Genomic DNA, 22444 nt, shown 5'->3' with positions numbered 1-22444 from the left:
GCGGTCAGTCCTGCGCGTCGAGGGCGGCCGCCACCCGGCGGTGGGCCTCCCAGATCTCCTCCGGCAGCCCCGGGAACGCCGACAGGTGCTCCTCGCGGTGCGCCATCTCCTGCCGCCACCGGGTGGTGTCGATGCTGAGGATCGTGTCGAGGTCCGCGGGCGTGATGTCGACGCCCTCGAGCTCGAGCTCCTCCTCGGTCGGCACGATCCCGACCGGCGTCTGCCTGCCGGTGACCTCGCCGTCGCGCAGCCGCATGAGCCACAGCAGCGGCCGCAGGTTGTCGCGGTAACCCGGCCACAGGAACCGGCCGTCGTCGCCGCGCTGGAACCAGTTGACGTGGGCGAAGATCGGCTGGTTGCGGGCGGCCCCGATCACCTTCAGCCAGTGCGCGGCGTACGGGCCCTCGGGGTAGGACATGAACGGGCGCATCGACATCGGGTCGTAGCGCAGGACGCCCTCGGTGCCCTCCGCGGCGAAGGTGGCCTCCGCGCCCAGGGTGAGGCCGTCGTAGACGCCCTCGGCGAGGTCGGTGATGGCCCGGATCAGCGGCTCGCGGTCGCGGGTGCGGCCACCGAAGATGATGCCGTCGATCGGGACGCCCTTGGGGTTCTCGAAGTCCGGTGCCACGTTGGGCACGTTGGCCAGCGTGGTGGTGAACCGGCTGTTCGGGTGGGCCCAGGGCGCGTCCTTGGCGTCCGCGGGACGCTCGGAGATGAGCTGCCCGGCCCAGTCGCGCCACCCGGTCGGGTCGGCCGGCGGCTGCGGCGTCTTCCCCTCCCACCAGACCTCGCCGGTGGTCTCGTTGTGGGCGACGTTGGTGAAGATCGTGCCGGTGCCCTCGGCGATCGAGTCGACGGCGGTCGGGTTGGTCTTCTCGTTGGTGTCCTTGGCGACGCCGAAGACGCCGAACTCGGGGTTGATGCCGTAGACCCGGCCGTCCTCGGGGTCCACTCGCAGCCAGGCGATGTCGTCGCCGTAGAAGGAGACGTGGTAGCGGTCGCCCAGGGCGTCGGGCGCCAGCATCATCGCCAGGTTCGTCTTGCCCGAGGCGCTCGGGAAGCCGCCGCAGATGTGGTACGTGCGGCCGGTCTGCTTGTCGGTGATCCCGAGCAGCATGAACTGCTCGGCGAGGAACTCACCCGAGGCCCACCCGTCGTAGGCCGCCTGCCGGAGCCCGTGCGCGATCTTGCCCAGCAGGGCGTTGCCGCCGTACGAGGACCCGTAGTGCAGGATCGTCCGCTCGTCGGCGACGGTCACGAAGTACCGCTGGTCGTCCTCGGTGCCGTGGCCCAGGTTCTCCAGGTCACCGGTGACGTGCACGGCGCGGACGAAGCTGTCGGGGTCGGCGAGGTCGTTGATGTGGTCGACCCCGACCCGGGCCATCCTGATCATGTGCAGCACCACGGTGCGCGTGTCGGTGAGCTCGACGCCCGCGGCGTAGGGCTCCAGCGGCGAGCCGGGCGGGGCCATGAGGTAGGGGACGACGTACATCGTCTTGCCCGCCGAGGCCCCCCGCATCCGCTCCTCGAGCAGCGGACGCATCTCCGACGCGGGGCGCCAGTTGTTGTAGACGCCCTTGTCCGCGGGGTCGTTGGTCGCGACGACTGTGCGCTCCTCGGAGCGGGCGGTGTCCTTGGGGTGGCTGCGCGAGTAGTAGCGCCCCTCGCCGGCGGGGAGCAGCTCGCCGGCGTCCAGCGACTCCTGGATGAGGCGGGCGTCGTCGGAGGCGTTGACCACCTCGATCCGCGCGGCGCCCGTGAGCTCGGCGTACCGGTGCACGAACTCGCGCACGCGGGCGTTCTTCAGTCCAGCCTCGTCCAGCACGGCATCAATGGCGGCCACGACCCACCTTCTCCCTCACCACGAACTCCCGCCACCGCACCGCTGGTCCCGGGTGCGGCAGGGCTTGCTGGGTGTGGAACCTAACGGAGCGGCGTCGGTGGATCACCGGGGCCGTCCGAGGCGGTCACCGACCGTCGTCCCGGAGGAAGGCCAGCAGGCCGTCGAGGCCGGGCAGCTGGTAGCTCCAGAAGCCGGCGACGAGCGCGCGGGCGTGCTCGTCGCCGGTGGCGGTGCGCAGGATGTGCGCCAGCGCTCGCCGGGTGTTGTCGAAGACGAGGTCGAGGAGCTCCCGCTGGACCCGGGACGCCGGGTGCGCCAGCGAGCGCTCGGCGTGCTCGCTCAGGCGCCGGACGAACCCCGCGGGGTAGCCGGCGAACCGGGTGCCCTCCGCGCGGTCCAGCAGGACGACGACGGCCAGCCGGTGGTCCAGCCAGAAGTCGAGCAGCTCCGCCGCGGCCGGCGACCGCTCGGCGCTGCCCGCGGCGAGGGCGGCGATGCGCCTGTCGAGCAGTGCGTCGTGCCGGGCGGGCAGGTCCTCGGGGACGACGGCGTCGAACACGGCCTGCTTCGAGGCGAAGTACCGGTACACGTTGCCCGGGGCCGTCCCCGCGGCTGCGGCGATCGCCGCGATCGAGGTCCCGTCGTACCCCCGGTCGGCGAAGCAGCGCAGCGCGGCGTCCTCGATGCGCGCGCGCACGGCCGGCTTGAGGACCTGCGCCATCAGGCCGCCTCCGCGAGCGAGGAGAGGTCGGGCCGGACGCCGGCCCACGGAGCCGCCTCCTCCAGCTCGTACGCCAGGGCCAGCAGGAGCCGGTCGGCGCCGGGCCGGGCGGACAGGTGGATGCCGACCGGCAGCCCGCCGGACCACCCCAGCGGGACCGACATCGCCGGGCACCCGGCCACGTTGTGGGCCGGGGTGTAGCCGACGGCCTCCTCGGTGCGCCGGATCAGCGTCTCCCGGCCGGCGTCGGGCGCCAGGTGCCCGATCGACCAGGGGAGCCGGGCCAGCGTCGGGCTGAGGAGGACGTCGTGGTGCTCGAACAGCCGCAGGTACCCGCGGGCCACGTCGGCGAGGGTGCGCTCGAGCGCGGCCGGGGCGTCGGCGGGCAGCGTGGCGGCCCAGTCCAGGAGTTGGAGGGTGAACGGCTCCAGCTCGTCGGGACCGGGGGCCCGGCCGAGCAGCGGTGTGGCCATCCGGGCCACCTGGACCATCGTGAGGGCGGCGGCGGTGAAGAAGCCCCGGCTGAACGCCTCGCCGTCGACGTCCGGCGCCTCGGCGAGGTCCACGCGGTGGCCCAGCGACTCGCACAGGGCCGCGGCCCGGTCCAGCTCCCGGCGCACCGCCGGCTCCGGCGCACGCCCGAGCAGGGTGGGGACGAGGACGCCGACGCGGAGGCGGGCGGGGTCCGGGCCGGGGACGAGGCCCACCGGGTGGAACGGCGCGTCGGGGTCGGTGCGCTCGGTCGCGGCGAGGAAGGCCGCGTTGTCGCGCACCGTGCGGCTCATGCAGTGCTCCACGACCAGGGCCGCCAGCCCCGGGCCGCCGGGCCCGGCAGGGACGCAGCGCCCGTTGGACGGCTTGAAGCCGAACAGGCCGGTCACCGACGCGGGGACGCGCAGCGAGCCGCCGCCGTCGCTGCCGTGCGCCATCGGGACGACCCCCGCGGCGACGAGCGCGGCGGAGCCCCCCGAGGAGCCGCCGGCGGACAGGCCGGGGCCCCACGGGTTCCGGGTGGTCCCGTGCAGCGCCGTCTCGGTGCTGCCGAGCAGGCCGAACTCGGAGCTGGTCGTCGAGCACACGACGGCCAGCCCGGCCGCGCCGATCCGCATGGCGTAGGGGGAGGGGCCCGGCGCCGGGGTGCCGGCCATCAGGCGTGAGCCCATCGTCCACGGCAGTCCCGGCCAGGGCAGCAGTTCCTTGACCGCGAACGGCACACCGGCCAGCGGCCCCGTGGCCGCGGGAGCGGCGGGGGAGGGCTCGGCCAGGTCGGCGACGGCGTTCAGGGCCGGCAGGCGGTCGAGGCGGGAGCGTGCGGCCTCCGCCAGCTCCCCGGCGGTCACCTCGCCCTCGCGGACCAGCCGCGCCATCTCGACGCCGTCCCACTGCGCGTAGTCGTCCAGGTCCGTCACGACGCCAATCGTGAATGACGCATTCGCGGATGACAACACCGTTCTGCGCGGTGGGGTGACGGCGCGGCTCAGGCGGGGAGGGCGCGGTGGTGCCGGCCGGCGAGGTACCACTCCGCCACCAGCAGGTTGGGCACCCAGGACAGGAACGGCACCAGCAGGTACGCGCGGTCGAACGCGACCCCGGCGTCCACCCCGGCCAGGGCGGTCTGGCCGCCGATCAGCACGAGCAGCCACAGCCGCAGGGTGACCGCGGCGTAGGTGAGGGCGAAGGTGCGGACCATCCAGCGCCGGTGGGCGGCCACGTCCCGGCGGCGGACGGCGCGGAACGCCGTGGCGGCGCAGGCCAGCCAGAGGACGGCCAGGAGGCCGAAACCCGCGGTCCCCACCGGGCCGGCGAGGTTGTGCGGCGCCAGGAGCAGCCCGGCGACGCCCGCGACCGCGATCGACGCGACCGTCACCCGGCCGATCGCCCGGTGGACGTGCGGGGCGCGGGTCCGCAGCCGGGTCGCGAACTGCAGCGGCGACAGCAGCAGGGCCAGCCCGCCGGAGACGACGTGCAGGTACAGGGCCCCCTGGACCAGCGAGGACTCGTCGACGTAGTTCCCGGCCACCCCGCGGCCGTCGGCGCCGAGGTCGGCCAGCGGGGTCAGCAGGTAGGGCAGAGGCGTGAACACGGCGATCGCCAGCGCGCTCAGCGCGATCCACCAGTGGGCGCCGCGCGTGCGCCAGGTGGCGGGCCGGGTGGTCGTGGCGGGCGCGGTCAGGGTCATGCCGAGGACTCCCCACTCCCCGTGCCGGTCCCCGTCGCGCCCAGGGTGGCCGGGTCGCCCGCCGCCGACCAGGGCCCTCCGTCGGTGGACCCCCCACTGCCCGGAGCGCACCGGGAACGGTGCCGGCGCGCCGGCGTCCGGGTCGACGTGGATGCCGGCGAGGGCCCAGCTCCTCGGGTGCACCGCCTGCAGGGAGAGCAGTCCAGCGGAGTCGGCGATCGCCGTGGAGGGGTGCCGGGAGCCGGGCACGCGGATCCGGGGGCGGCGCCGGCGTTCCCCGGCCCGGCGGGACGACCGGGAGGGTCAGCGCGCGGCGGCCAGTGCCCGCTCCACCTGGGGCGAGCGGCGCACCGTCACCGGCCGCCCGGCCTGCTCCGCGGCGTCGAGGTGGTCGAGCAGCAGCTGGAGCGCGGGCGCGGACAGGCCGGTCACCGAGCCGGCGTCGATCCCCTCGACCCGCGCCGGCTCGCGGCCGTAGCGCCGCACGAAGGAGTCGACGGCCGCCTCGTCGACCTCGCCGGCCAGGCAGAGCACCCGCCCGCCCGCGGTGTTGAACAGGCGGACGACGCCGCGCGCGGCCGGGCCCTCGGACGGCGGGGGAGTCACCGCACCAGTGTGCCGACGACGACGGCGACGTGGCAGCCGGGACGACAGCGGCCCCCCACCCGGGAACGGGTGGAGGGCCGCTGGGACCCCGCCGGGCAGCCGCTGGTCAGGACACGGGCCCGCGGGCGTGCGGGGTGTCCTCCCGCGTCACGCCCGGTAGTTCACGTGCGGGTGGTCCATGTGGTTGGCCGTCGCGCCCCCGCGGTCGGCCATCGGCTTCCAGGAGCCGGTCGGCGAGGTGAGGATCCGCTGCTGCCAGATGACGTACTCCACGCCGAGCGCGTCCCAGTGCGCCAGGTGGTAGGCGACGATCGCGTCGCCCAGGGCGGCGTCGGTGCCGACCATGTAGTCCAGCGCCAGGCCGGACGGGTGGCCGTGCGGGTCGACCGCGCTGGCGCGGGTCCCGCCGATGGGGATGCCCGCGGCGCCGGGCACGGCGGCGACGACCGCGTCGGCGGCGGCCTGCGCCCGGGGCCGGACCGCCCCGGCGCTGTTGGTGATCTCGGCCGCGGCGATCCCGGGCAGCGGGGTGACCACCGGGGCCGGTGCCACGACCGGCTCCGGCTCGACGGGCGGTGCCGGAGCGACGAGGGAGACGGCGGCCGGGACGACGGCCGGCGCCGCCGCGGCGGTCGCCAGCACCTGCCCCGGGAGGATCAGGCCCGGGTCGTCACCGATGACCGCGGCGTTGCGCTGGTACAGCGCGCGCCAGGACTCGCCGTGCGCGGCGGCGATCCCGGCGATGGTGTCGCCGGGCCGGACGGTGTGCTCGCCCTGCGGAGCGGCGTGGCGGCCGCTGCCGGCGGCGGTGTCCGCGGGGGCGGGGGCCGGGGCGGGCGTCTGTACGACCGTCCGGTCGTGGGTGGCGGCGGCGTTGGCCGGGGAGCTCAGGACGCCGAGGCCGACGACGGTGGCGCCGGCTGCGACGGGGACGCCCGCGAGGGCCTTCTTGGTGCGGACGTAACGGGGCGCGCGGTGCTTTGCCATGGATGTGTGATCTCCGATCACCGCCGGCGAGGTGAGCTGTCGGGTTCGGGCGATCGGTGCCCGGCCGCGGTCCGCGGCTTCACCCCGAGGCGCGTGGTACGCGCCGGGAACGGTGGGTCCCCCACCCCTGCCCTGAGGTCGTGGATGGCAGCCGGTGGGCAGGGTTGGGCGGACCGGTGCCACGTTCGATTAGCTGAACGCAGCCAAAAAGCTACGGGCTGTCATGTCGAGTGTCGTCGTAACGGCGCTCACACCCCGGGGTCCCCGGCCGGGAACCGGCTGGTCGCGCAGCGGGGGCCGGCGCCGGTCGGTGAGCCGCCTCACGGGTGCCCGGCGGGGACTCGCGGGGGCCGGGCGGGGCCCGGAGGACCGGTCGCGGCGTCGTGGGCCGGCGCGCTCAGCCGCCGTAGGGCCGGGTGATGATCTCCAGCAGGTGCCCGTTCGGGTCGGGCCAGTAGACGCCCCGGCCCCCGTCGTGGGTGTTGACCTCACCGGGCCGGCTCCGGAACGGGTCGGCCCAGTGGTCCAGGCCGCGGGCGCGGACCCGGCCGAGGATCTCGTCGAACTCCTCCTCGCCGACCAGGAACGCGTAGTGCCGCGGCGTGACCTCGTCCTCGGTCATGAAGTCCAGCGAGACGCCGTTGGCCAGGGTGACGACGGCGAACGGGCCGTACGGCGTGGGCGGCGGCAGGCCCAGGACGTCGGCCAGGAAGCGCGCCGACTCGTCCCGGTCGTGGGCCGCGACGATGGTGTGGTCCAGCTGGACGGGCATCGGGACTCCTCGCAGGCCGTGCGGGGAGCCAAGCACGCGGCCGTCCCGGCCGGGAGGTGTTCCGGTGCCGCGGACCAGGTGGCGGGCAGTCGCCCCAGCGGCCGGCGGCGGCTCGCGCCCGCCCCGGTGGCCGAGGTCGTAGGGGGAGGACCGTGGACGGGTGGCCGTCACCTCCGGACCGGAGGACAGGCACCGGGTCCGGGTGGGCCGGTCGGACGTCGGGCCGCCCGCACCGCCGCGCTGCCCGGACGGCGGCGCCGGGGTTCCCGCCGACGGTCCGGCTCGTGGCGGCCGGCGTCCTGGCCGACCTCGCGGTCGGGACGCTGTTCGCCTGGAGCCTCGTGGCGCCCTCGGTGGTGGCCGACACCGGCGGGTCGCCGGGCAGCGGCGCGGCGGTGTTCGCGGCCGCGCTCGTGGTCTTCACCGGCACCCTGCTCGGCGTGGGCCGTGGCCTGCGGCGGCTCGGACCGCGGAGGCTCCTCGCCGGCGCCGCCGTGCTCGCCGGTGCGGGGCTCGGACTCACCGCCGTCGCCGAGCGACCGGAGCTGCCGTGGCTCGGCGTCGGCCTGCTGTTCGGCGCGGCCAACGGCCTGGCCTACGGCGTCTCGGTCTCGCTGGCCGCACGGGTGACCGAGCGGCGGCGCGGCACCGCCAGCGGGCTGGTCGTCGGGGCGTACGCGGCCGGGCCGGTGCTGCTCGGTCTGCTGGCCCCGTCCGCGTTGCCGGCCGCCGGGTGGCGGACCGGCCTGGCCGTCCTCGCCGTGGCCACGACCGCGCTGCTCGCGGTCGCCGCGGTGCTCGCGCCGGCGGACCGGCCGGCCCGGTCGGGTGGGGGCCGCAGGGGGAGGCCGGCCGCGCGTGGGGCCCTGGTGGCGCTCTGGGTGCTCTTCGCCGGCGGCGCGGCGCCCGGACTGGTCCTGTTCGCCACCGCCGCGCCGCTGGCCGCCGCGCGCGGCCTCGGTCCCGCTGCCGCCGGAGCGGCGGTCTCCCTCCTCGCCGCGGGCAACCTCGCCGGGCGGCTGGCCGCCGGCTGGTGGTCCGACGTCGTCGGGCGCCTGCCCGCGCTGGCGACCGCCCTGGCCGTCACCGTCGCCGCCGTGGCCGCGCTGGCCGCCTCGGCCGCGCCCGCCGTCGTGCTGCCCGCGTTCGCCGCCGTCGGCCTCGCGTACGGAGCCGTGTCGGCGCTGGTCCCCGCGGCCACGGCGGACCGGGTGGGCGCCGACGCGTTCCCGGCGGTCTACGGCCGGGTGTTCACCGCGTGGGGCTGCGCCGGGCTGCTCGCCCCGCTCCTGGCCGGCGCCGTCGCCGCGGCGGGCAGCCAGCGGCCCGCGGCGCTGCTGGTGCTGGTCCTGCCCGTGGTCCCCGCCGCCCTGGCGGTGCTGGTCCTGGCCCGTCGGCCGGCCGGCAGGCAGGCGTCGGCGGACGGCGACCCCCCGACGCCGTCCGGCGGGCGCGGCTAGGGTCGGGGCCATGGCGACCAGGTCCCCGGGGGACGAGCCCGGAGGCACCATCCACCACCTGGACCTGCCCGGGCGGGCAGCCGCCGAGGAGGAGTCACCGGCCGCGCCGGCGATCCCGTCGTTCGAGTCGTTGCGGGGGCCGCGCCGCCGCACGGCGGTCGACCTGCTCGTGCCGGAGGCGCCGCCGTCGGCGTCCCGGCCCTCGGCTCCGGCACCCGCGGGCGGGCCGCGGCCCGCGGAGTACGCCGACCTCCTCCGTCTCGGCGGGCGCGCGGTGCGCGCGGTGGCGGGGGTGCCGGTGCGGGTGGCCGGGTGGCCGCTGCGGTGCGTGCGCCGGCTGCTGGGCGGCCGGCCCGGCTGACGTCGCCGCCCCCGCGGTCCGGCGGGCCACACCCCGACCGGTCCCCGTGCCGGCGACGCTGCCGCACCGCGCCGGGGCCGGGCCGTCGCACCCCCCGGCGACACTGGGATGGTGAACCGCGTCGTCCTCCTGCGGCGCGGCGAGGCCACCGTCGAGGCGCGGGAGCTCACCGACGACGGGACGACGGCGCGCGCCGCCCGGCTCCCGGCAGCGGACCTGCCCGCCTTCGTCCGGGAGCGGGAACGGACGCCGGTCCGCTGGGTCTGGGACGACACCACCCGCTGGTACCCGGCGCTGCTCGACGCCGGCGTCCGGGTGGAGCGCTGTACGGACCTCCGGCTCACCCACGCCGTCCTGCGCCGGTCGCCCTTCGTCGACCGGTCGCTGCTCGCCGGCGGGGACGCGCAGGCCTGGGACGAGCTGCAGCCGGTCACCGCCGGCGACGCCGCCCTCTTCCCGCTCGAGGACCCCGCCGACGGCCTCGACCCGCTCGCCGAGCACGAGCGCCAGCAGGCCGCCCTGGCCGCGTCGGCGCAGCGGAGCCGGCTGGACCTCCTGCTCGCCGCCGAGTCCTCCGGGGCACTGGCGGCCGCGGAGATGACCGCCGCGGGGCTGCCCTGGCGGGCCGACGTCCACGAGCGCATCCTCACCGGGCTGCTGGGCCCGCGGCCGGCGCCGGGCCTGCGCCCGCCGGTGCTCGAACGGCTGGCGGCGGAGGTCCGGACGGCGCTGCGCGCCCCGGACCTCAACCCCGACTCGCCGGGCGCGCTGCTCCGGGCCCTGCAGACGGCGGGCCTGCCGGTCGACGACACCCGGTCGTGGACGCTGGAGTCGCTCGACCACCCCGTCGTCCCGCCGCTGCTGGAGTACAGGAAGCTCTCGCGGCTGCTGCAGGCCAACGGCTGGAGCTGGCTGGAGACCTGGGTGCGCGACGGCCGGTTCCGGTCCTGGTTCCTGCCCGGCGGCGTGGTGACCGGGCGGTGGGCGTCCCACGGCGGCGGGGCGCTGTCGGTCCCCACGCAGGTGCGCCCGGCCGCGGTCGCCGACGAGGGCTGGCGCTTCGTCGTCGCCGACGTCGCCCAGCTCGAGCCGCGGGTCCTCGCGGGCATGAGCGGGGACGCCGCGATGGCCGAGGCGGCTCGCTCGGCCGACCTCTACCAGGGCATGGTGGCCGGCGGCGCCGTGGCGAGCCGCGCCGAGGCCAAGCTCGGGATGCTCGGCGCGATGTACGGCGGCACCCGGGGCGAGAGCGGGCGCATGATGCCCCGGCTGGCGCGCCGCTACCCCCACGCCGTCGGGCTGGTGGAGGAGGCCGCCCGCGCCGGGGAGCGGGGCGAGGTCGTGCACACCCTGCTGGGCCGCGGCTCGCCTCGGCCCACCGGCGCCTGGGCGCGGCGCCCGGTCGACCCGGGGGATGCACCCGACGGCGGCGGGCCGCGCGAGGAGCGGGAGCGGGCCCGCCGCGCCTGGGGCCGGTTCACCCGCAACTTCGTCGTCCAGGGCACCGGGGCCGAGTGGGCCCTGTGCTGGCTGGCCGACCTCCGCAACCGGCTGTGGCGGCTGCGCGGCAGCGGCCCGCCGGCCGAGCGGCCGCACCTGGCCTTCTTCCTGCACGACGAGGTCGTCGTCCACACCCCCGAGCACCTGGCGCAGGAGGTCGCCGAGGCGGTGCGCGACGCCGCGGCGACGGCCGGTCGGCTGCTGTTCGGCGACTTCCCGGTCGACTTCCCGCTGGACGTGGCCGTCGTCCGGTCGTGGGCCGACGCCGGCTGAGCCCGGCGACATCGGACGCGGGACGCGGGTTCGTCGGTCCCCGGGCTGGGCATGGCGCACCCGGCGGGTGCGCGTTCCCAGGTGGGCGTTCGAGGGGAGAGACCATGCGGGCGATGGTGTACCGGGGGCCGTACAAGGTCCGGGTGGAGGAGAAGGACGTCCCGGCGATCGAGCACCCCAACGACGCGATCGTCCGGGTGACGCTCGCCGCGATCTGCGGCTCGGACCTGCACCTCTACCACGGGCTCATGCCGGACACCCGGGTCGGGCACACGTTCGGCCACGAGTTCATCGGCGTCGTCGAGCAGGTCGGCTCCTCGGTGCAGAACCTCCAGGTCGGTGACCGGGTGATGGTGCCGTTCAACATCTTCTGCGGCTCCTGCTGGTTCTGCGCCCGGGGCCTGTACTCCAACTGCCACAACGTCAACCCCAACGCCACCGCGGTCGGCGGCATCTACGGCTACTCGCACACCACCGGCGGCTACGACGGCGGCCAGGCGCAGTACGTGCGCGTCCCCTTCGCCGACGTCGGCCCGGTCCGGATCCCCGACTGGATGCACGACGAGGACGCGGTCCTGCTGACCGACGCCGCCGCGACCGGCTACTTCGGCGCCCAGCTGGGCGAGATAGCCGAGGGGGACACGGTCGTCGTCCTCGGTGCCGGACCGGTCGGCCTGATCGCCGCCCAGTCGTCGTGGCTGATGGGCGCCGGCCGGGTGATCGTCGTCGACCACCTGCAGGAGCGGCTGGAGAAGGCTCGGACGATGGCCTACGCCGAGACCCTCGACTACGACGAGTACGACGACGTCGTCGTCGAGCTGAAGAAGCAGACCGACCACCTCGGCGCCGACGTCGTCATCGACGCGGTCGGCGCCGAGGCCGACGGCAACCTGCTCCAGCAGGTGACCGGGACCAAGCTCAAGCTGCAGGGCGGCTCGCCGGTGGCGCTGAACTGGGCGATCGACGGGGCGCGCAAGGGCGGGACCGTCTCCGTCGTCGGCGCCTACGGGCCGATCCCCAACGCGGTGAAGTTCGGCGACGCGCTGAACAAGGGGCTCACCCTGCGGATGAACCAGACGCCGGTGAAGCGCCAGTGGCCGCGGATGTTCGAGCACGTGCGCAACGGCCACCTGACGCCGCGGGAGATGGTGACCCACCGGTTCCCGCTGGAGGACATCGCCGAGGCCTACCACGTGTTCTCCGCCAAGCTCGACGGCTGCATCAAGCCGCTGGTCCTGCCCAGCGCGGAGTGAGGGAGAGCGACCGTGACCGACCCCGACATCCCGAGTGCCTACGTCCGGGACAAGCGCCCACCCCGCGAGACCCCCGAACAGCTGCGCGCCCGCATCCCCGGCTGGGGGGCCGACCTCGACCCCGCCGACCGGCCGTCGCACCCGAAGCTGCAGTACCCGGCCGACACCGGCGCGCACTGGGACTTCCCGGAGCGGCAGCCCGAGAAGTGGCCGCGGGAGCGGTCGATCGAGCACGCGTTCGTCACCCCCGTCTTCGGCACCGCCCAGCCGCCCCGCGGCCTGTCCGGGGCGATCCGGAAGCTCGCCTACCGGAGGTTCAGCGAGGGCCGCCTGGCGCACTGGGGGCTGCTGGTCCTGGGCGACCGGGTGGACGCCTGGGGCAGCCACCTGCGGTCCTTCGTGACGCTGCGGCCGGACAACCCGGTGACCCAGACCGGCGTGCGCGCGGAGTCCACCCGCGGCGGGGTGCACTCGAGGCGCGTGCGCAGCGACGCCCGGCACCAGGTCCTCGACCCGGTCGTCGTCGCGGGGCCGTGGGTGGCCGCGGCCGGCGGCGCGTACCTCGGCGTCCGCTCGGTGGTGCGGGCGCTGCGGCGCTGAGCGTGCCGGGCGGCCGGCCGCACGCGGGCGGGCCGTCCCGGCTCCACCTCCCCGCCGGGCTGCCGATACTCCGGTAGCCGCCCCGATGGGCGCCGCCCCGCACCCCCGCGTCCCCCGGAGACCGTGATCCACCCTCGCCGACCGATCCGCCAGCGGCGGGCCGCACGACCGCGCCCATGACGGGGCGACGCAACCCCTGGCCCAGCCGGGCCGGCGCCGCACCGGGCCCGGTGTCCCGCACGCCCGTCGTCGACCCGGCGGAGCCCGGGCCGTACGTGGACGTCGTGCTGTCGCCGACCAGCGCCGCGCTGGGCAGCAGCGTCTACGCGGCGCTGTTCACCCACGGGGTCGACGGGGTGCTCATCACCTCCACCGACGGGCGGACCCTGGGGGCCAACCCGCGCGCGTGCGACCTGCTCGGGGGCACCGAGCTGGAGCTGGTCGAGGCGGGCCGGGACGGCGTCGTCGACCGCAGGGACCGCCGGTGGGTGGAGGCGCTGGCGACGCGGGCCCGGGAGGGGTGCTTCCGCGGCGTGGTCACCATGCGCCGGCTCGACGGGGCCACGTTCCCCGCCGAGGTCACCACCGCCGTCTTCCGCGACGGGGAGGCACCCCGGGCGTACGTGGCCTTCCGGGACATGACCGCCGCCGAGGCGGAGGCCGCGCGGACGGCGCAGACCAGGCGGGCGGCGGCCGAGGTCGTCGACAGCCTGGAGTCCTTCAGCGACATGTACGTGGGGGCCGACGCCGACTGGCGCGTCACGTACATCAACGCGCAGGCCGAGCTGCGCCTCGGGGTGTCCCGCCACGACGTCGTGGGGAGCGACCTGTGGGAGGAGTTCCCCGCCCTCGTCGGCACCCCGTTCGAGGAGGCCTACCGGCGGGTGGCCCGCACGGGGGAGCCCACGACCGTGGAGGCCCACTACGGGCCGGCCGACCTGTGGTGCGAGGCACGCGCGTACCCGCTGCGGCGGGGCGGGATCGGCATCTACTTCCGCGACATCGCCGGGCGGCGGGCGGCGGAGCTGGAGCGCGAGCGGCTGCTGTCCGCCGAGCGCGCCGCCCGGGCCGAGGCCGAGACGGCGCAGCGCGACCTCGCCCACCGGGCCACGCACGACGAGCTCACCGGACTGCTCAACCGCGCCGGGCTGGTGCAACAGGTCGACCGGGTGCTCGCGGCCCGCCCGGCGACCGGCCTGACGGTGCTGTTCATCGACCTGGACCGCTTCAAACTGGTCAACGACAGTCTGGGGCACGCCACCGGCGACCGGTTGCTGGTCGCCTTCGCCCGGCGGCTGACGACCCTGGTCCGGCCGGCGGACCTGGTGGGCCGGTTCGGCGGCGACGAGAGTTCGTGGTGGTCCTGGTCGACACGGACGGCGAGCAGGCCGGCCGGCTGGCCGAGGCGGTCGTCGCCGCCAGCCGCGAGCCGCTGGACGCCGGCGCCCGGCTGCTGGTCACCGCGAGCGTCGGACTGGCCGCGGCGGAGGGTCGTGCCGACCTGGCCAGGCTGCTGCGGGAGGCCGATGCGGCGCTGTACTCGGCCAAGGACGCCGGCCGGGAGCGGCTGGCCTGGTTCGACCGGACGCTGCACACCCGGTCGGTGCGGCGGGTGCAGACCGAGCAGGACCTCCGCCTGGCGCTGGACCGCGACCAGCTGTTCGTGGAGTACCAGCCGGCGTTCGACCTGGCGTCGGACCGGATCACCCACGTCGAGGCCCTGGTCCGCTGGCTGCACCCGGTCCGCGGCCGCGTCCCCCCGGCGGACTTCATCCCCGTGGCCGAGGAGTGCGGGCTCATCGACCGGGTGGGGGAGTGGGTCCTCGCCCGCGCCGTCGAGCAGGCCCGCCGCTGGGACCACCTCCCGGACGTGCGGGTCTGGGTCAACGTGTCCCCCCGGCAGCTGGCCGACGCCGGGTTCACCGGGCAGCTCACCGGGCACCTGGAGCGGGCCGGGCTGCCCGCGGACCGTCTCGGCATCGAGGTCACCGAGTCGACGCTGGGCGACCGCGCCCGCCTCGTCGAGGCGCTCGCGGAGGTGCGGGCCCTGGGCGTGGCGATCGCCATCGACGACTTCGGCACCGGCTACAGCTCGCTGGCACGGCTGGGCGCGTTCCCGGTCGACGTCATCAAGATCGACCGCTCCTTCGTCGCCGACCTCGGCTCCCCCCGCGGGGAGGCGGTGCTGGCCGGCATCGTCACGCTCGCCCACGCCCTCGGGTCGCACGTCATCGCCGAGGGCGTCGAGACCGCCGAGCAGCTCGCGGCGCTGCGCGCCCTCGGTGCCGACTCGGCCAGCGGCTACCTCCTCGCCCGGCCGGCCGCGCCCGAGCGGTTGCCCTCGGCCCTGCCCGCAGCGGTGGCCCGCCCGCGGCGCTGACCACCTGCCCCGGCCCGGGGTGCCGCCGACCGTGGCCTGCGGGCCCCCGCGGGCCGTGCTAGACCGTGACCCGGTCCCCCGGCTCCGGACGAAGGCGGTCGCCCCGGTGAAGCTCCTGCTCCCCGACTCCCTGCCCCTGGCACCGGACCTGCCCGAGGGGGTCGAGGCGGTGGTCTACGACGCCTCGACCCCCGTCCCCGACGAGCACCTCGACGCCGAGGCGCTGGTGGTGTGGGGCAGCTCCGGCGCCGACCTCGCCGCCGTCGCCGGCCGGATGCCGCGGCTGCGGTGGGTGCAGACCCTCGCGGCCGGGCCGGACGCCGTGCTCGGCGCGGGCTTCCCCGACGACGTCGTCGTCACCGCAGGCCTCGGCCTGCACGACCGGCCGGTCACCGAGCACGCCCTCGCGCTGGTCCTGGCCCTGGTGCGCCGCCTGCCGGCCGCGCTGCGCGCGCAGGGCGAACACCGGTGGGCCGACGAGCTCGGCGGTCTGCAGCCGCTGCACCCCGACGGCGCGGTGACCACGCTGCTCGGCGCCCGGGTGCTCGTGTGGGGGTTCGGCCACATCGGGCAGACGCTGGCGCCCGTCCTGCGGGCGCTCGGAGCGGAGGTCCGCGGGGTGGCGCGCCGCGCGGGGGAGCGGGCCGGCTTCCCCGTCGTCGCCGAGGACGACCTGGCGGCGGAGCTCGGGCGGACCGACGTGCTGGTCATGATCCTGCCCTCGACCGCCGCCACCGAGCGCGCCCTGGACGCCGGCCGCCTGGCCGCGCTGCCGGAGCACGCGCTGGTGGTCAACGTCGGCCGGGGCTCCACCGTCGACGAGGCGGCGCTCGTGGCGGCCCTGGCCGGCGGGCGCCTCGCCGGGGCCGCCCTGGACGTCACCGCCGTCGAGCCGCTGCCGGCCGACTCCCCCCTGTGGGACGCGCCGGACCTGCTGCTCACGCCGCACGCCGCGGGCGGGCGGCCGGTGGGGGCCGACGCGCTGATCACGCACAACGTCGCCGCGCTGCTCGCCGGGGGCGAGCTGCGCAACGTGGTGGAGCGGTGAGCGCGCTCCCGCCCGGGGAGGTGCTGGCGGCGCTGGGCCGGGCCCGGCTGGTCCCGGTCGTGGTGGTCGACGACGCGGCCGACGCCGGGCCCCTGGCCGGCGCGCTGGTGTCCGGGGGTCTGCCCGTCGCCGAGGTCACCTTCCGCACGCCGGCTGCCGGCGACGCCATCCGGGCGATGGCCGACCGGGGGGACGTCCTGCTGGGGGCGGGCACCGTGCTCACGCCGGCGCAGGTCGACCAGGCCGTCGCCGCAGGAGCCGGCTACGTCGTCTCGCCCGGCCTCAGCCGTGCCGTCGTCGAGCGGTGCGCCGAGCACGGCGTCCTGGCCCTCCCCGGTGCGGTGACCGCGACGGAGGTGCAGGCGGCCCTGGAACTCGGCGTGACCGCCGTGAAGTTCTTCCCCGCGGGCACGTCGGGCGGGGCGGCGGCGGTCCGCGCCCTCGCCGCACCGTTCGCCGGCGTCCGCTTCATCCCCACCGGCGGGGTCGGGCCGGCGAACGTGGCCGAGTACCTCGCCGTCGACGCCGTCCTGGCCGTCGGCGGCTCGTGGATGGTGCCCCGTGACCGGATCGGCGCCGGCGACCTCGAGACGGTGCGCCGGCTGACCGCCGAGGCGGTCGCGCTGGTGCGGCCACCCGGGGACTGACGGGCGGGCCCGGCGCCGGGGGGTCGTGGCCTCAGTGGTTGCCGCGCGGGATGCCAGTGGTGTGGGCGACGCGCCGGTAGGCCACCGCGGGCCGCAGCACCATGCCCTCGTCGAGCTGGGTGACCATCGACCGCTGGATCTCCTGCCACGGCGTCTGTGACGGCGGCACCGGGTAGCCGCCGGCCTCCTCCAGCAGCCGCCGGCGCTCGGCCAGCTCCTCGTCGGGGAGCAGCACGTCGGCCCGGCCGGCGCCGAGGTCGATCCGGACGACGTCCCCGGTCCGCAGCAGCGCCAGCCCGCCCCCGTCCGCCGCCTCGGGGGAGGCGTTGAGGATCGACGGCGAGCCCGACGTCCCCGACTGACGGCCGTCCCCGATGCAGGGGAGCGCGTGCACGCCGGCCCGGATCAGCGCGGCGGGCGGCTGCATGTTGACGACCTCGGCCGAGCCCGGGTACCCCAGCGGGCCGACGCCGCGGATGACCAGCAGGCAGGACTCGTCGATCTCCAGCGCCGGGTCGTCGATGCGGGCGTGGTAGTCCTCCGGCCCGTCGAAGACGACGACGCGCCCCTGGAACACCCCCGGGTGCGCGGGGTCGGACAGGTAGCGCTCCCGGAACTCCGGCGAGATGACGCTGGTCTTCATGATCGCGCTGTTGAACAGGTTGCCCCGCAGCTCGAGGAAGCCCGCGTCGGGCAGCAGCGCGGTGTCGAAGGTGCGGATGACCTCGCGGTCGGTCGCCGGGGTGTCGCGGCAGTTCTCCCCGATCGTGCGGCCGTTGACGGTGCGGGCGTCCTCGTGGACGAGCCCGTGCGCCATCAGCTCGTGGACGACCGCCGGCACGCCGCCGGCCCGGTGGAACTCCTCGCCGAGGTACCGACCGGCCGGCTGCAGGTCCACGATCAGCGGGACCGCCAGCCCCACCTCCTGCCAGTCGGCCACGTCCAGGGGCACGCCGACGTGCCGGGCGATGGCGTTGACGTGGATCGGCGCGTTGGTGGAACCACCGATGGCGGAGGTGACCACGATCGCGTTCTCGAACGCCTCCCGGGTGAGGACCGCCGAGGGCCGGAGGTCCTCGCGCACCATCTCCACGATCCGCCGGCCGGTGAGGTAGGCCATGCGGGCACGGTCCCGGTGCGGGGCGGGGATGGCCGCGCAGCCGGGCAGGCTCATGCCCAGGGCCTCGGCGACGGCGTTCATCGTGGAGGCGGTGCCCATGGTGTTGCAGTGGCCGGGGGACGGCGCCGCGGAGGCCACCAGGTCGACGAACCCCGCCTCGTCGATCTCGCCGGCGGCGAGCAGCTCCCGGGCCCTCCAGACGATGGTCCCCGACCCGGTCCGCACGCCGCCGTACCAGCCGTCGAGCATCGGCCCGCCCGACAGCACGATCGCCGGGAGGTCCACCGTGGCCGCGGCCATCAGGCAGGCCGGCGTCGTCTTGTCGCAGCCGGTGGTCAGCACGACGCCGTCGAGCGGGTAGCCGTGCAGCACCTCGACCAGGCCCAGGTAGGCGAGGTTGCGGTCCAGCGCCGCGGTGGGACGCCGCCCGGTCTCCTGGATCGGGTGGACCGGGAACTCCAGCGCCAGGCCGCCCGCGTCCCGGATGCCCTCGCGGACCCGCTCGGCCAGCTGCAGGTGGTGCCGGTTGCAGGGGGCGAGGTCCGAGCCGGTCTGCGCGATGCCGACCACGGGCCGGCCCGACTGCAGCTCCGCGCGGGTGAGGCCCCAGTTGAGGTAGCGCTCGACGTAGAGCGCCGTCATCCCGGGGTCGTCGGGGTCGTCGAACCACGCCTGGCTGCGCAGCCGCCGTCCCGGCGTCGCGTCGTCCACCGCAGCCTCCCCTCCGCCGGCCGGGGGACCGGCCGGCTCTCCCCGCCGGATCGTGGTCCCCATGGCCGCCGGGCGCCAGCCGCGGGGCCGGGGCGTGCGGACGACGAGCGGACCGCCGGGGAGGCTGCGACGCTGGAGCGCGCCACGATCCGGCTGGTCGTCACCGTGCACGCGGGGAGCGAGGGACATGACCGACGAGGGGTCGCTGCCACCGGTCTCGACGCCGCGGCAGGTGCCGAGGTGGTCGGAGGTCCGCGAGGTCGTGCAGTTCCGCCGGCCGCGGCCGGGCCGCACCGCACGCCGGCTGGAGCGCGCGCTGACGGTGCGCGACCTGCGCGCCGCGGCCCGGCGCACGACCCCGCGGGCGGTCTTCGACTACGTGGACGGTGCGGCGGAGGAGGAGATCACCGCGGCCCGCAACGTCGCCGCCTACCGGCGGGTGACCTTCCACCCCGACGCGCTGCGCTCGGTGGCCGACCCCGACCCGGGCGTGGAGCTCCTCGGCACCCGCATCGCGATGCCGCTGGTCTTCGCGCCGACCGGCTACACGCGGATGATGCACCACCACGGGGAGGCCGGCGTCGCCTCCGTGGCCGGGCACGTGGGCGTGCCCTACGCGCTGTCGACGGTCGGCTCGACCTCCATCGAGGACGTGCGGGCCGCCGCGCCCGACGCCGACCTGTGGTTCCAGCTGTACTTCACCGCCGACCGGGAGCTCAACGCCGACCTGCTGGCCCGGGCGGAGGCCGCGGGGTACACGACGCTCCTGCTCACCGTCGACACCACCGTCTCCGGGATGCGGCTGCGCGACGTGGTCAACGGCCTCACCATCCCGCCGACGCTCACCGCCCGGACCGTCCTCAACATGTCCCGGTTCCCGGGGTGGTGGTTCAACAAGCTGACCACCGGGGGGCTGACCTTCGCCTCGCTCACCGGCGTCCCGGGCAACCCGACGCCCGCGGAGGTCGCCGGCATGATGTTCGACCCGGGCCTGGACGTCACCTCGCTGGACTGGCTGCGCAGCCGCTGGCGGGGCCACCTCCTGGTGAAGGGCGTGACGACGCCGGACTCGGCGCGGGAGGCGATGGAGCACGGGGCCGACGGCGTGGTCGTCTCCAACCACGGCGGCCGGCAGCTGGACCGCTCCGCGGCGACGCTGGACGTCCTGCCCGCCGTGCGCGCGGCCGTCGGGCAGCGGGCCACGGTGCTCATCGACGGCGGGGTCCTGCACGGCCAGGACGTCGTGGCCGCCCGCGCGCTGGGCGCGGACGCGGTGATGATCGGCCGGGCGTACCTGTACGGGCTGATGGCCGGCGGTCAGCAGGGCGTGGCCCGCGTGTACGAGATCCTCGCCGAGGAGTACCTCCGGTCGATGCAGCTGCTCGGCGTGCGGCGCAGCGCGGACCTCTCCGAGCGGCACGTCGCCTTCACCCCGCACGGCACCGGGGACTACCCCAACGTCTCGGTCTGAGCCGGCCGGGCAGCCCCGGGTTGCCACGCGGCCCGGGACGTGCAGGAATGGACGGCGCCTGAGAAAGTGACGCAGCTCACACAGGGGGCAGCATGGTCACGACGCGTCCCGGGGGTCGGCCCTCCTCGGTGGTGGACCTGTTCCCGACCAAGCACCTGGCGGCGCCGTCGGTGCGGGACATGCCCGAGCCGCCGCCCAGCTTCCGGCACGTCATCGGCCCGGGGATCATCGCCGCCGGCGTCGGGATGGCCAGCGGCGAGTTCATCCTCTACCCCTACATCGCCTCGCAGGTCGGCCTGGTGTTCGTCTGGGCGGCGTTCGTGGGCCTGGCCACCCAGTACTTCCTCAACATGGAGATCGAGCGGTACACGCTCGCCACCGGGGAGACCGCCCTCACCGGCTTCAGCCGGTACTGGCGGCACTGGGGTCTGGTGTTCGCGGTCCTGGCCTACTTCGCCAACATCTGGCCGGGGTGGGCGACGAGCTCGGCGACCCTGGTCACCTACCTCGTCGGCGGCAGCGTGGTGCCGATCGCGATCGGCTTCCTCCTGCTGATCGGCGTCATCCTCACCATGGCCCCGGTGGTCTACCAGGCCCTCGAGAAGATCGAGATGGTCAAGGTCGCCGCCGTCCTGCTGCTCATCGTCGTCGCCTCGGTCGCCGCGATCGGCGCCTCGACGTGGGCGGACGTGCCGCAGATCGTCACCGAGGCAGGGCTGCCCGCCGAGGAGCTCGGCTTCGCGCTGCTCATGGGGGCCCTGGCCTTCGCCGGGGCCGGCGGCGGCCAGAACCTGTGCCAGAGCAACTGGATCCGCGACAAGCGCTTCGGGATGGGCGTCTACGTCCCGCGGATCGTCAGCCCCGTGACCGGTCACCCGGAGGCCGCGCCCTCCACCGGCTTCGTGTTCGAGCCGACCCCGGAGAACCTGGGCCGGTGGCGGCGCTGGTGGAAGTTCGCCAACACCGAGCAGCTGACCACCTTCGTGGCGATCAGCTTCCTCACCATCCTGTTCACCTCGCTGCTGGCCTACGCCACGGTGTTCGGTCAGGAAGGGCTGGCCAGCGACATCTCGTTCCTGCAGGCCGAGGGCGAGGCGCTCAACGCCACCGTCGGCGGCTGGTTCGGCACCTTCTTCTGGATCATCGGCGCGTTCTCGCTGTTCGCCGCCGCGCTGGGCATCGTCGACTACACCAGCCGGCTCGGGGCCGACGTGCTCAAGACCGCGTACCTCCGCGACGCGAACGAGAGCAAGATCTACTTCGGCCTGGTCTGGGGCCTGGTCGGGATCGGCATCGTCGTGCTGCTGTCCGGGCTGTCCCAGCCGCTGATCCTGCTGGTCATCTCGGCGGTCACCGGCGGGCTGATGATGTTCATCTACTCCGCGCTGCTGCTCCTGGTGAACCGGCGGACGCTGCCGAAGGAGATCCGCCCGGGCGGCCTCCGGGTGGCGGCACTGGTCTGGGCCTTCCTGCTGTTCGGCTTCCTGACCGTGCTGACCTTCAACGAGCAGCTGCAGAAGCTCTTCGGTGGGTGAGCCCGCGGGGACGACGGTGCCGGGCGGGGGGACCGTCCCGCGGGTGGTCACGGCGGGGGAGACGATGGTGCTCGTCGTCCCCACCGCCCCCGGGCGGCTGCGGCACGCCGGCGCGGTGACGCTGTCGATCGGCGGCGCGGAGAGCAACGTGGCGATCGGGCTGTCCCGGCTCGGCGTCCCGGCCGGCTGGGTGAGCGCCCTGGGCGAGGACGAGCTCGGCGAGCTGGTGCTGCACCGGGTGCGCGCGGAGGGCGTGGACACCAGCGCGGTGCGGCGGGTCCCGGACCGGCCGACCGGCCTCTACCTGCGCGAGGAGGTCGCCGGCGCGCTGCGGGTCTACTACTACCGCCGCGGGTCCGCGGCCTCGACCCTCGCGCCCGGGGCCTTCGAGCCCACCGTCCTCGACGGCGCCGCCTTCCTGCACCTCACCGGGATCACCGGGGCGCTGTCCCCGGAGTCGGCGGAGTTCCTCCCGTGGGCCGCGCGCACGGCCCGGGCGGCGGGGGTGCGGGTCAGCTACGACGTCAACTACCGCAGCCGGCTGTGGGAGCCCGCGGCGGCCCGCGCCGCCACCGAGGCGCTGCTGCCGCACGTCGACGTCCTGCTCGTGGGCGACGAGGAGGCGCGGGCCCTGTGGGGCTGGGACGACGACACCTGCCTGGAGCGCCTCGCCGACGCCGGGCCCGCCGAGGTGGTGCTCAAGCTCGGTGCGCGCGGCTGCGCGGCCGTGGTGGACGGCCGGCGCCTGACCGCCCCGGGGTTCCCGGCGCGCCAGGTCGACCCCATCGGCGCGGGCGACGCCTTCGCCGCCGGCTACCTCGCCGCGACGCTGTGGGGCCTGGACCCGGCGGGCCGGCTGCGCACCGCCAACGCCATGGGCGCCTTCTGCGTGCAGAACCTGGGCGACTACGAGGGCCTGCCCAGCCGCCGCGAGCTCACCGCGTTCCTGGACCGGACCGTCGACCTCGGGAGATGAC

Annotated in this window: 19 protein-coding genes, 1 pseudogene and 1 riboswitch; of the genes and pseudogenes, 12 read left to right on the top strand and 8 right to left on the bottom strand. The window is 76.1% G+C overall.

Annotated elements, in window-relative coordinates; translation table 11 throughout:
* Nucleotides 1-4: 4 nt before the first annotated feature.
* The 7 genes from ACI78V_RS14455 to ACI78V_RS14425 form a co-directional block, all read right to left on the bottom strand.
* Complete coding sequence (locus ACI78V_RS14455; RefSeq protein ID WP_456851860.1) at nucleotides 5-1843, bottom strand: phosphoenolpyruvate carboxykinase (GTP); 1839 nt, start codon at nucleotides 1841-1843, stop codon at nucleotides 5-7.
* Nucleotides 1844-1967: 124 nt separating this feature from the next.
* On the bottom strand, nucleotides 1968-2564 hold the full coding sequence (locus tag ACI78V_RS14450; protein WP_456851858.1) for a TetR family transcriptional regulator: 597 nt from the start codon (nucleotides 2562-2564) through the stop codon (nucleotides 1968-1970).
* Nucleotides 2564-3973 (bottom strand): amidase, encoded by a 1410-nt coding sequence (locus tag ACI78V_RS14445; RefSeq protein ID WP_456851856.1) that lies wholly within the window; start codon nucleotides 3971-3973, stop codon nucleotides 2564-2566. Before ACI78V_RS14445 ends, ACI78V_RS14450 begins: the two co-directional genes overlap by 1 nt.
* A 68-nt stretch (nucleotides 3974-4041) precedes the next feature.
* On the bottom strand, nucleotides 4042-4992 hold the full coding sequence (locus ACI78V_RS14440; protein WP_456851855.1) for a DUF2306 domain-containing protein: 951 nt from the start codon (nucleotides 4990-4992) through the stop codon (nucleotides 4042-4044).
* 54 nt (nucleotides 4993-5046) lie between these two features.
* Nucleotides 5047-5349: a hypothetical protein gene (locus ACI78V_RS14435; protein ID WP_456851853.1), complete on the bottom strand. Its 303-nt coding sequence runs from the start codon at nucleotides 5347-5349 to the stop codon at nucleotides 5047-5049.
* Between the two features lie 147 nt (nucleotides 5350-5496).
* Nucleotides 5497-6336: a LysM peptidoglycan-binding domain-containing protein gene (locus ACI78V_RS14430; protein WP_456851851.1), complete on the bottom strand. Its 840-nt coding sequence runs from the start codon at nucleotides 6334-6336 to the stop codon at nucleotides 5497-5499.
* Nucleotides 6337-6342: 6 nt separating this feature from the next.
* Nucleotides 6343-6487, bottom strand: a riboswitch (cyclic di-AMP (ydaO/yuaA leader).
* A gap of 246 nt (nucleotides 6488-6733) precedes the next feature.
* Nucleotides 6734-7108 (bottom strand): VOC family protein, encoded by a 375-nt coding sequence (locus tag ACI78V_RS14425; RefSeq protein ID WP_456851849.1) that lies wholly within the window; start codon nucleotides 7106-7108, stop codon nucleotides 6734-6736.
* A gap of 284 nt (nucleotides 7109-7392) precedes the next feature.
* Between ACI78V_RS14425 and ACI78V_RS14420 the strand changes: the two genes are divergently transcribed.
* The 9 genes and pseudogenes from ACI78V_RS14420 to eda all read left to right on the top strand — a co-directional run bounded on the left by ACI78V_RS14420 (nucleotide 7393) and on the right by eda (nucleotide 16630).
* Nucleotides 7393-8568 carry an MFS transporter gene (locus tag ACI78V_RS14420; protein ID WP_456851847.1) on the top strand — a complete coding sequence of 392 codons (1176 nt, stop codon included), beginning with the start codon at nucleotides 7393-7395 and terminating at the stop codon, nucleotides 8566-8568.
* A 10-nt stretch (nucleotides 8569-8578) separates the two neighbouring features.
* Nucleotides 8579-8929, top strand: a complete 351-nt coding sequence (locus tag ACI78V_RS14415; protein ID WP_456851845.1) for a hypothetical protein — start codon at nucleotides 8579-8581, stop codon at nucleotides 8927-8929.
* A 111-nt stretch (nucleotides 8930-9040) separates the two neighbouring features.
* The gene (locus ACI78V_RS14410; RefSeq protein ID WP_456851843.1) at nucleotides 9041-10702 is read left to right on the top strand and encodes a bifunctional 3'-5' exonuclease/DNA polymerase; all 1662 of its coding nucleotides are present in this window, start codon (nucleotides 9041-9043) and stop codon (nucleotides 10700-10702) included.
* Nucleotides 10703-10806: 104 nt separating this feature from the next.
* Entirely contained in the window at nucleotides 10807-11955 is a 1149-nt protein-coding gene (locus ACI78V_RS14405) for a zinc-dependent alcohol dehydrogenase (RefSeq protein WP_456851842.1), read from the top strand.
* 12 nt (nucleotides 11956-11967) lie between these two features.
* The gene (locus tag ACI78V_RS14400; RefSeq protein WP_456851840.1) at nucleotides 11968-12555 is read left to right on the top strand and encodes a hypothetical protein; all 588 of its coding nucleotides are present in this window, start codon (nucleotides 11968-11970) and stop codon (nucleotides 12553-12555) included.
* Nucleotides 12556-12731: 176 nt separating this feature from the next.
* Nucleotides 12732-13892, top strand: a pseudogene (locus tag ACI78V_RS14395) (diguanylate cyclase domain-containing protein); the annotation flags it as partial.
* Nucleotides 13893-13909: 17 nt separating this feature from the next.
* Nucleotides 13910-14935 (top strand): putative bifunctional diguanylate cyclase/phosphodiesterase, encoded by a 1026-nt coding sequence (locus ACI78V_RS14390; protein WP_456851838.1) that lies wholly within the window; start codon nucleotides 13910-13912, stop codon nucleotides 14933-14935.
* A 106-nt stretch (nucleotides 14936-15041) separates the two neighbouring features.
* The gene (locus tag ACI78V_RS14385) at nucleotides 15042-15983 is read left to right on the top strand and encodes a phosphoglycerate dehydrogenase (RefSeq protein ID WP_456851886.1); all 942 of its coding nucleotides are present in this window, start codon (nucleotides 15042-15044) and stop codon (nucleotides 15981-15983) included.
* Nucleotides 15980-16630: a bifunctional 4-hydroxy-2-oxoglutarate aldolase/2-dehydro-3-deoxy-phosphogluconate aldolase gene (gene eda / locus ACI78V_RS14380; protein WP_456851836.1), complete on the top strand. Its 651-nt coding sequence runs from the start codon at nucleotides 15980-15982 to the stop codon at nucleotides 16628-16630. Before ACI78V_RS14385 ends, eda begins: the two co-directional genes overlap by 4 nt.
* Nucleotides 16631-16661: 31 nt before the next feature.
* Here eda and ACI78V_RS14375 read toward each other — a convergent pair whose 3' ends face one another.
* Nucleotides 16662-18461, bottom strand: a complete 1800-nt coding sequence (locus ACI78V_RS14375; protein ID WP_456851834.1) for an IlvD/Edd family dehydratase — start codon at nucleotides 18459-18461, stop codon at nucleotides 16662-16664.
* Nucleotides 18462-18648: 187 nt separating this feature from the next.
* Between ACI78V_RS14375 and ACI78V_RS14370 the strand changes: the two genes are divergently transcribed.
* From ACI78V_RS14370 to ACI78V_RS14360, 3 genes are all read left to right on the top strand, one after another.
* Complete coding sequence (locus tag ACI78V_RS14370; RefSeq protein WP_456851832.1) at nucleotides 18649-19932, top strand: alpha-hydroxy acid oxidase; 1284 nt, start codon at nucleotides 18649-18651, stop codon at nucleotides 19930-19932.
* A gap of 92 nt (nucleotides 19933-20024) precedes the next feature.
* Complete coding sequence (locus ACI78V_RS14365) at nucleotides 20025-21467, top strand: Nramp family divalent metal transporter (protein ID WP_456851830.1); 1443 nt, start codon at nucleotides 20025-20027, stop codon at nucleotides 21465-21467.
* Complete coding sequence (locus tag ACI78V_RS14360) at nucleotides 21460-22443, top strand: sugar kinase (RefSeq protein WP_456851828.1); 984 nt, start codon at nucleotides 21460-21462, stop codon at nucleotides 22441-22443. Before ACI78V_RS14365 ends, ACI78V_RS14360 begins: the two co-directional genes overlap by 8 nt.
* The last annotated feature ends 1 nt before the right edge of the window (nucleotide 22444 follow it).

The organism is Geodermatophilus sp. SYSU D00742 (assembly GCF_054049935.1).
The sequence above is the reverse complement of the archived record's forward strand: the minus strand, read 5'-3'. Positions and strand labels throughout refer to the sequence as shown.

Coding starts and splice junctions, on each gene's coding strand:
- ACI78V_RS14450 (WP_456851858.1), bottom strand. CDS start 2,564: ATGGCGCAGGTCCTCAAGCCGGCCGTGCGCGCGCGCATCGAGGACGCC.
- ACI78V_RS14430 (WP_456851851.1), bottom strand. CDS start 6,336: ATGGCAAAGCACCGCGCGCCCCGTTACGTCCGCACCAAGAAGGCCCTC.
- ACI78V_RS14425 (WP_456851849.1), bottom strand. CDS start 7,108: ATGCCCGTCCAGCTGGACCACACCATCGTCGCGGCCCACGACCGGGAC.
- ACI78V_RS14415 (WP_456851845.1), top strand. CDS start 8,579: ATGGCGACCAGGTCCCCGGGGGACGAGCCCGGAGGCACCATCCACCAC.
- ACI78V_RS14405 (WP_456851842.1), top strand. CDS start 10,807: ATGCGGGCGATGGTGTACCGGGGGCCGTACAAGGTCCGGGTGGAGGAG.
- ACI78V_RS14370 (WP_456851832.1), top strand. CDS start 18,649: ATGACCGACGAGGGGTCGCTGCCACCGGTCTCGACGCCGCGGCAGGTG.
- ACI78V_RS14365 (WP_456851830.1), top strand. CDS start 20,025: ATGGTCACGACGCGTCCCGGGGGTCGGCCCTCCTCGGTGGTGGACCTG.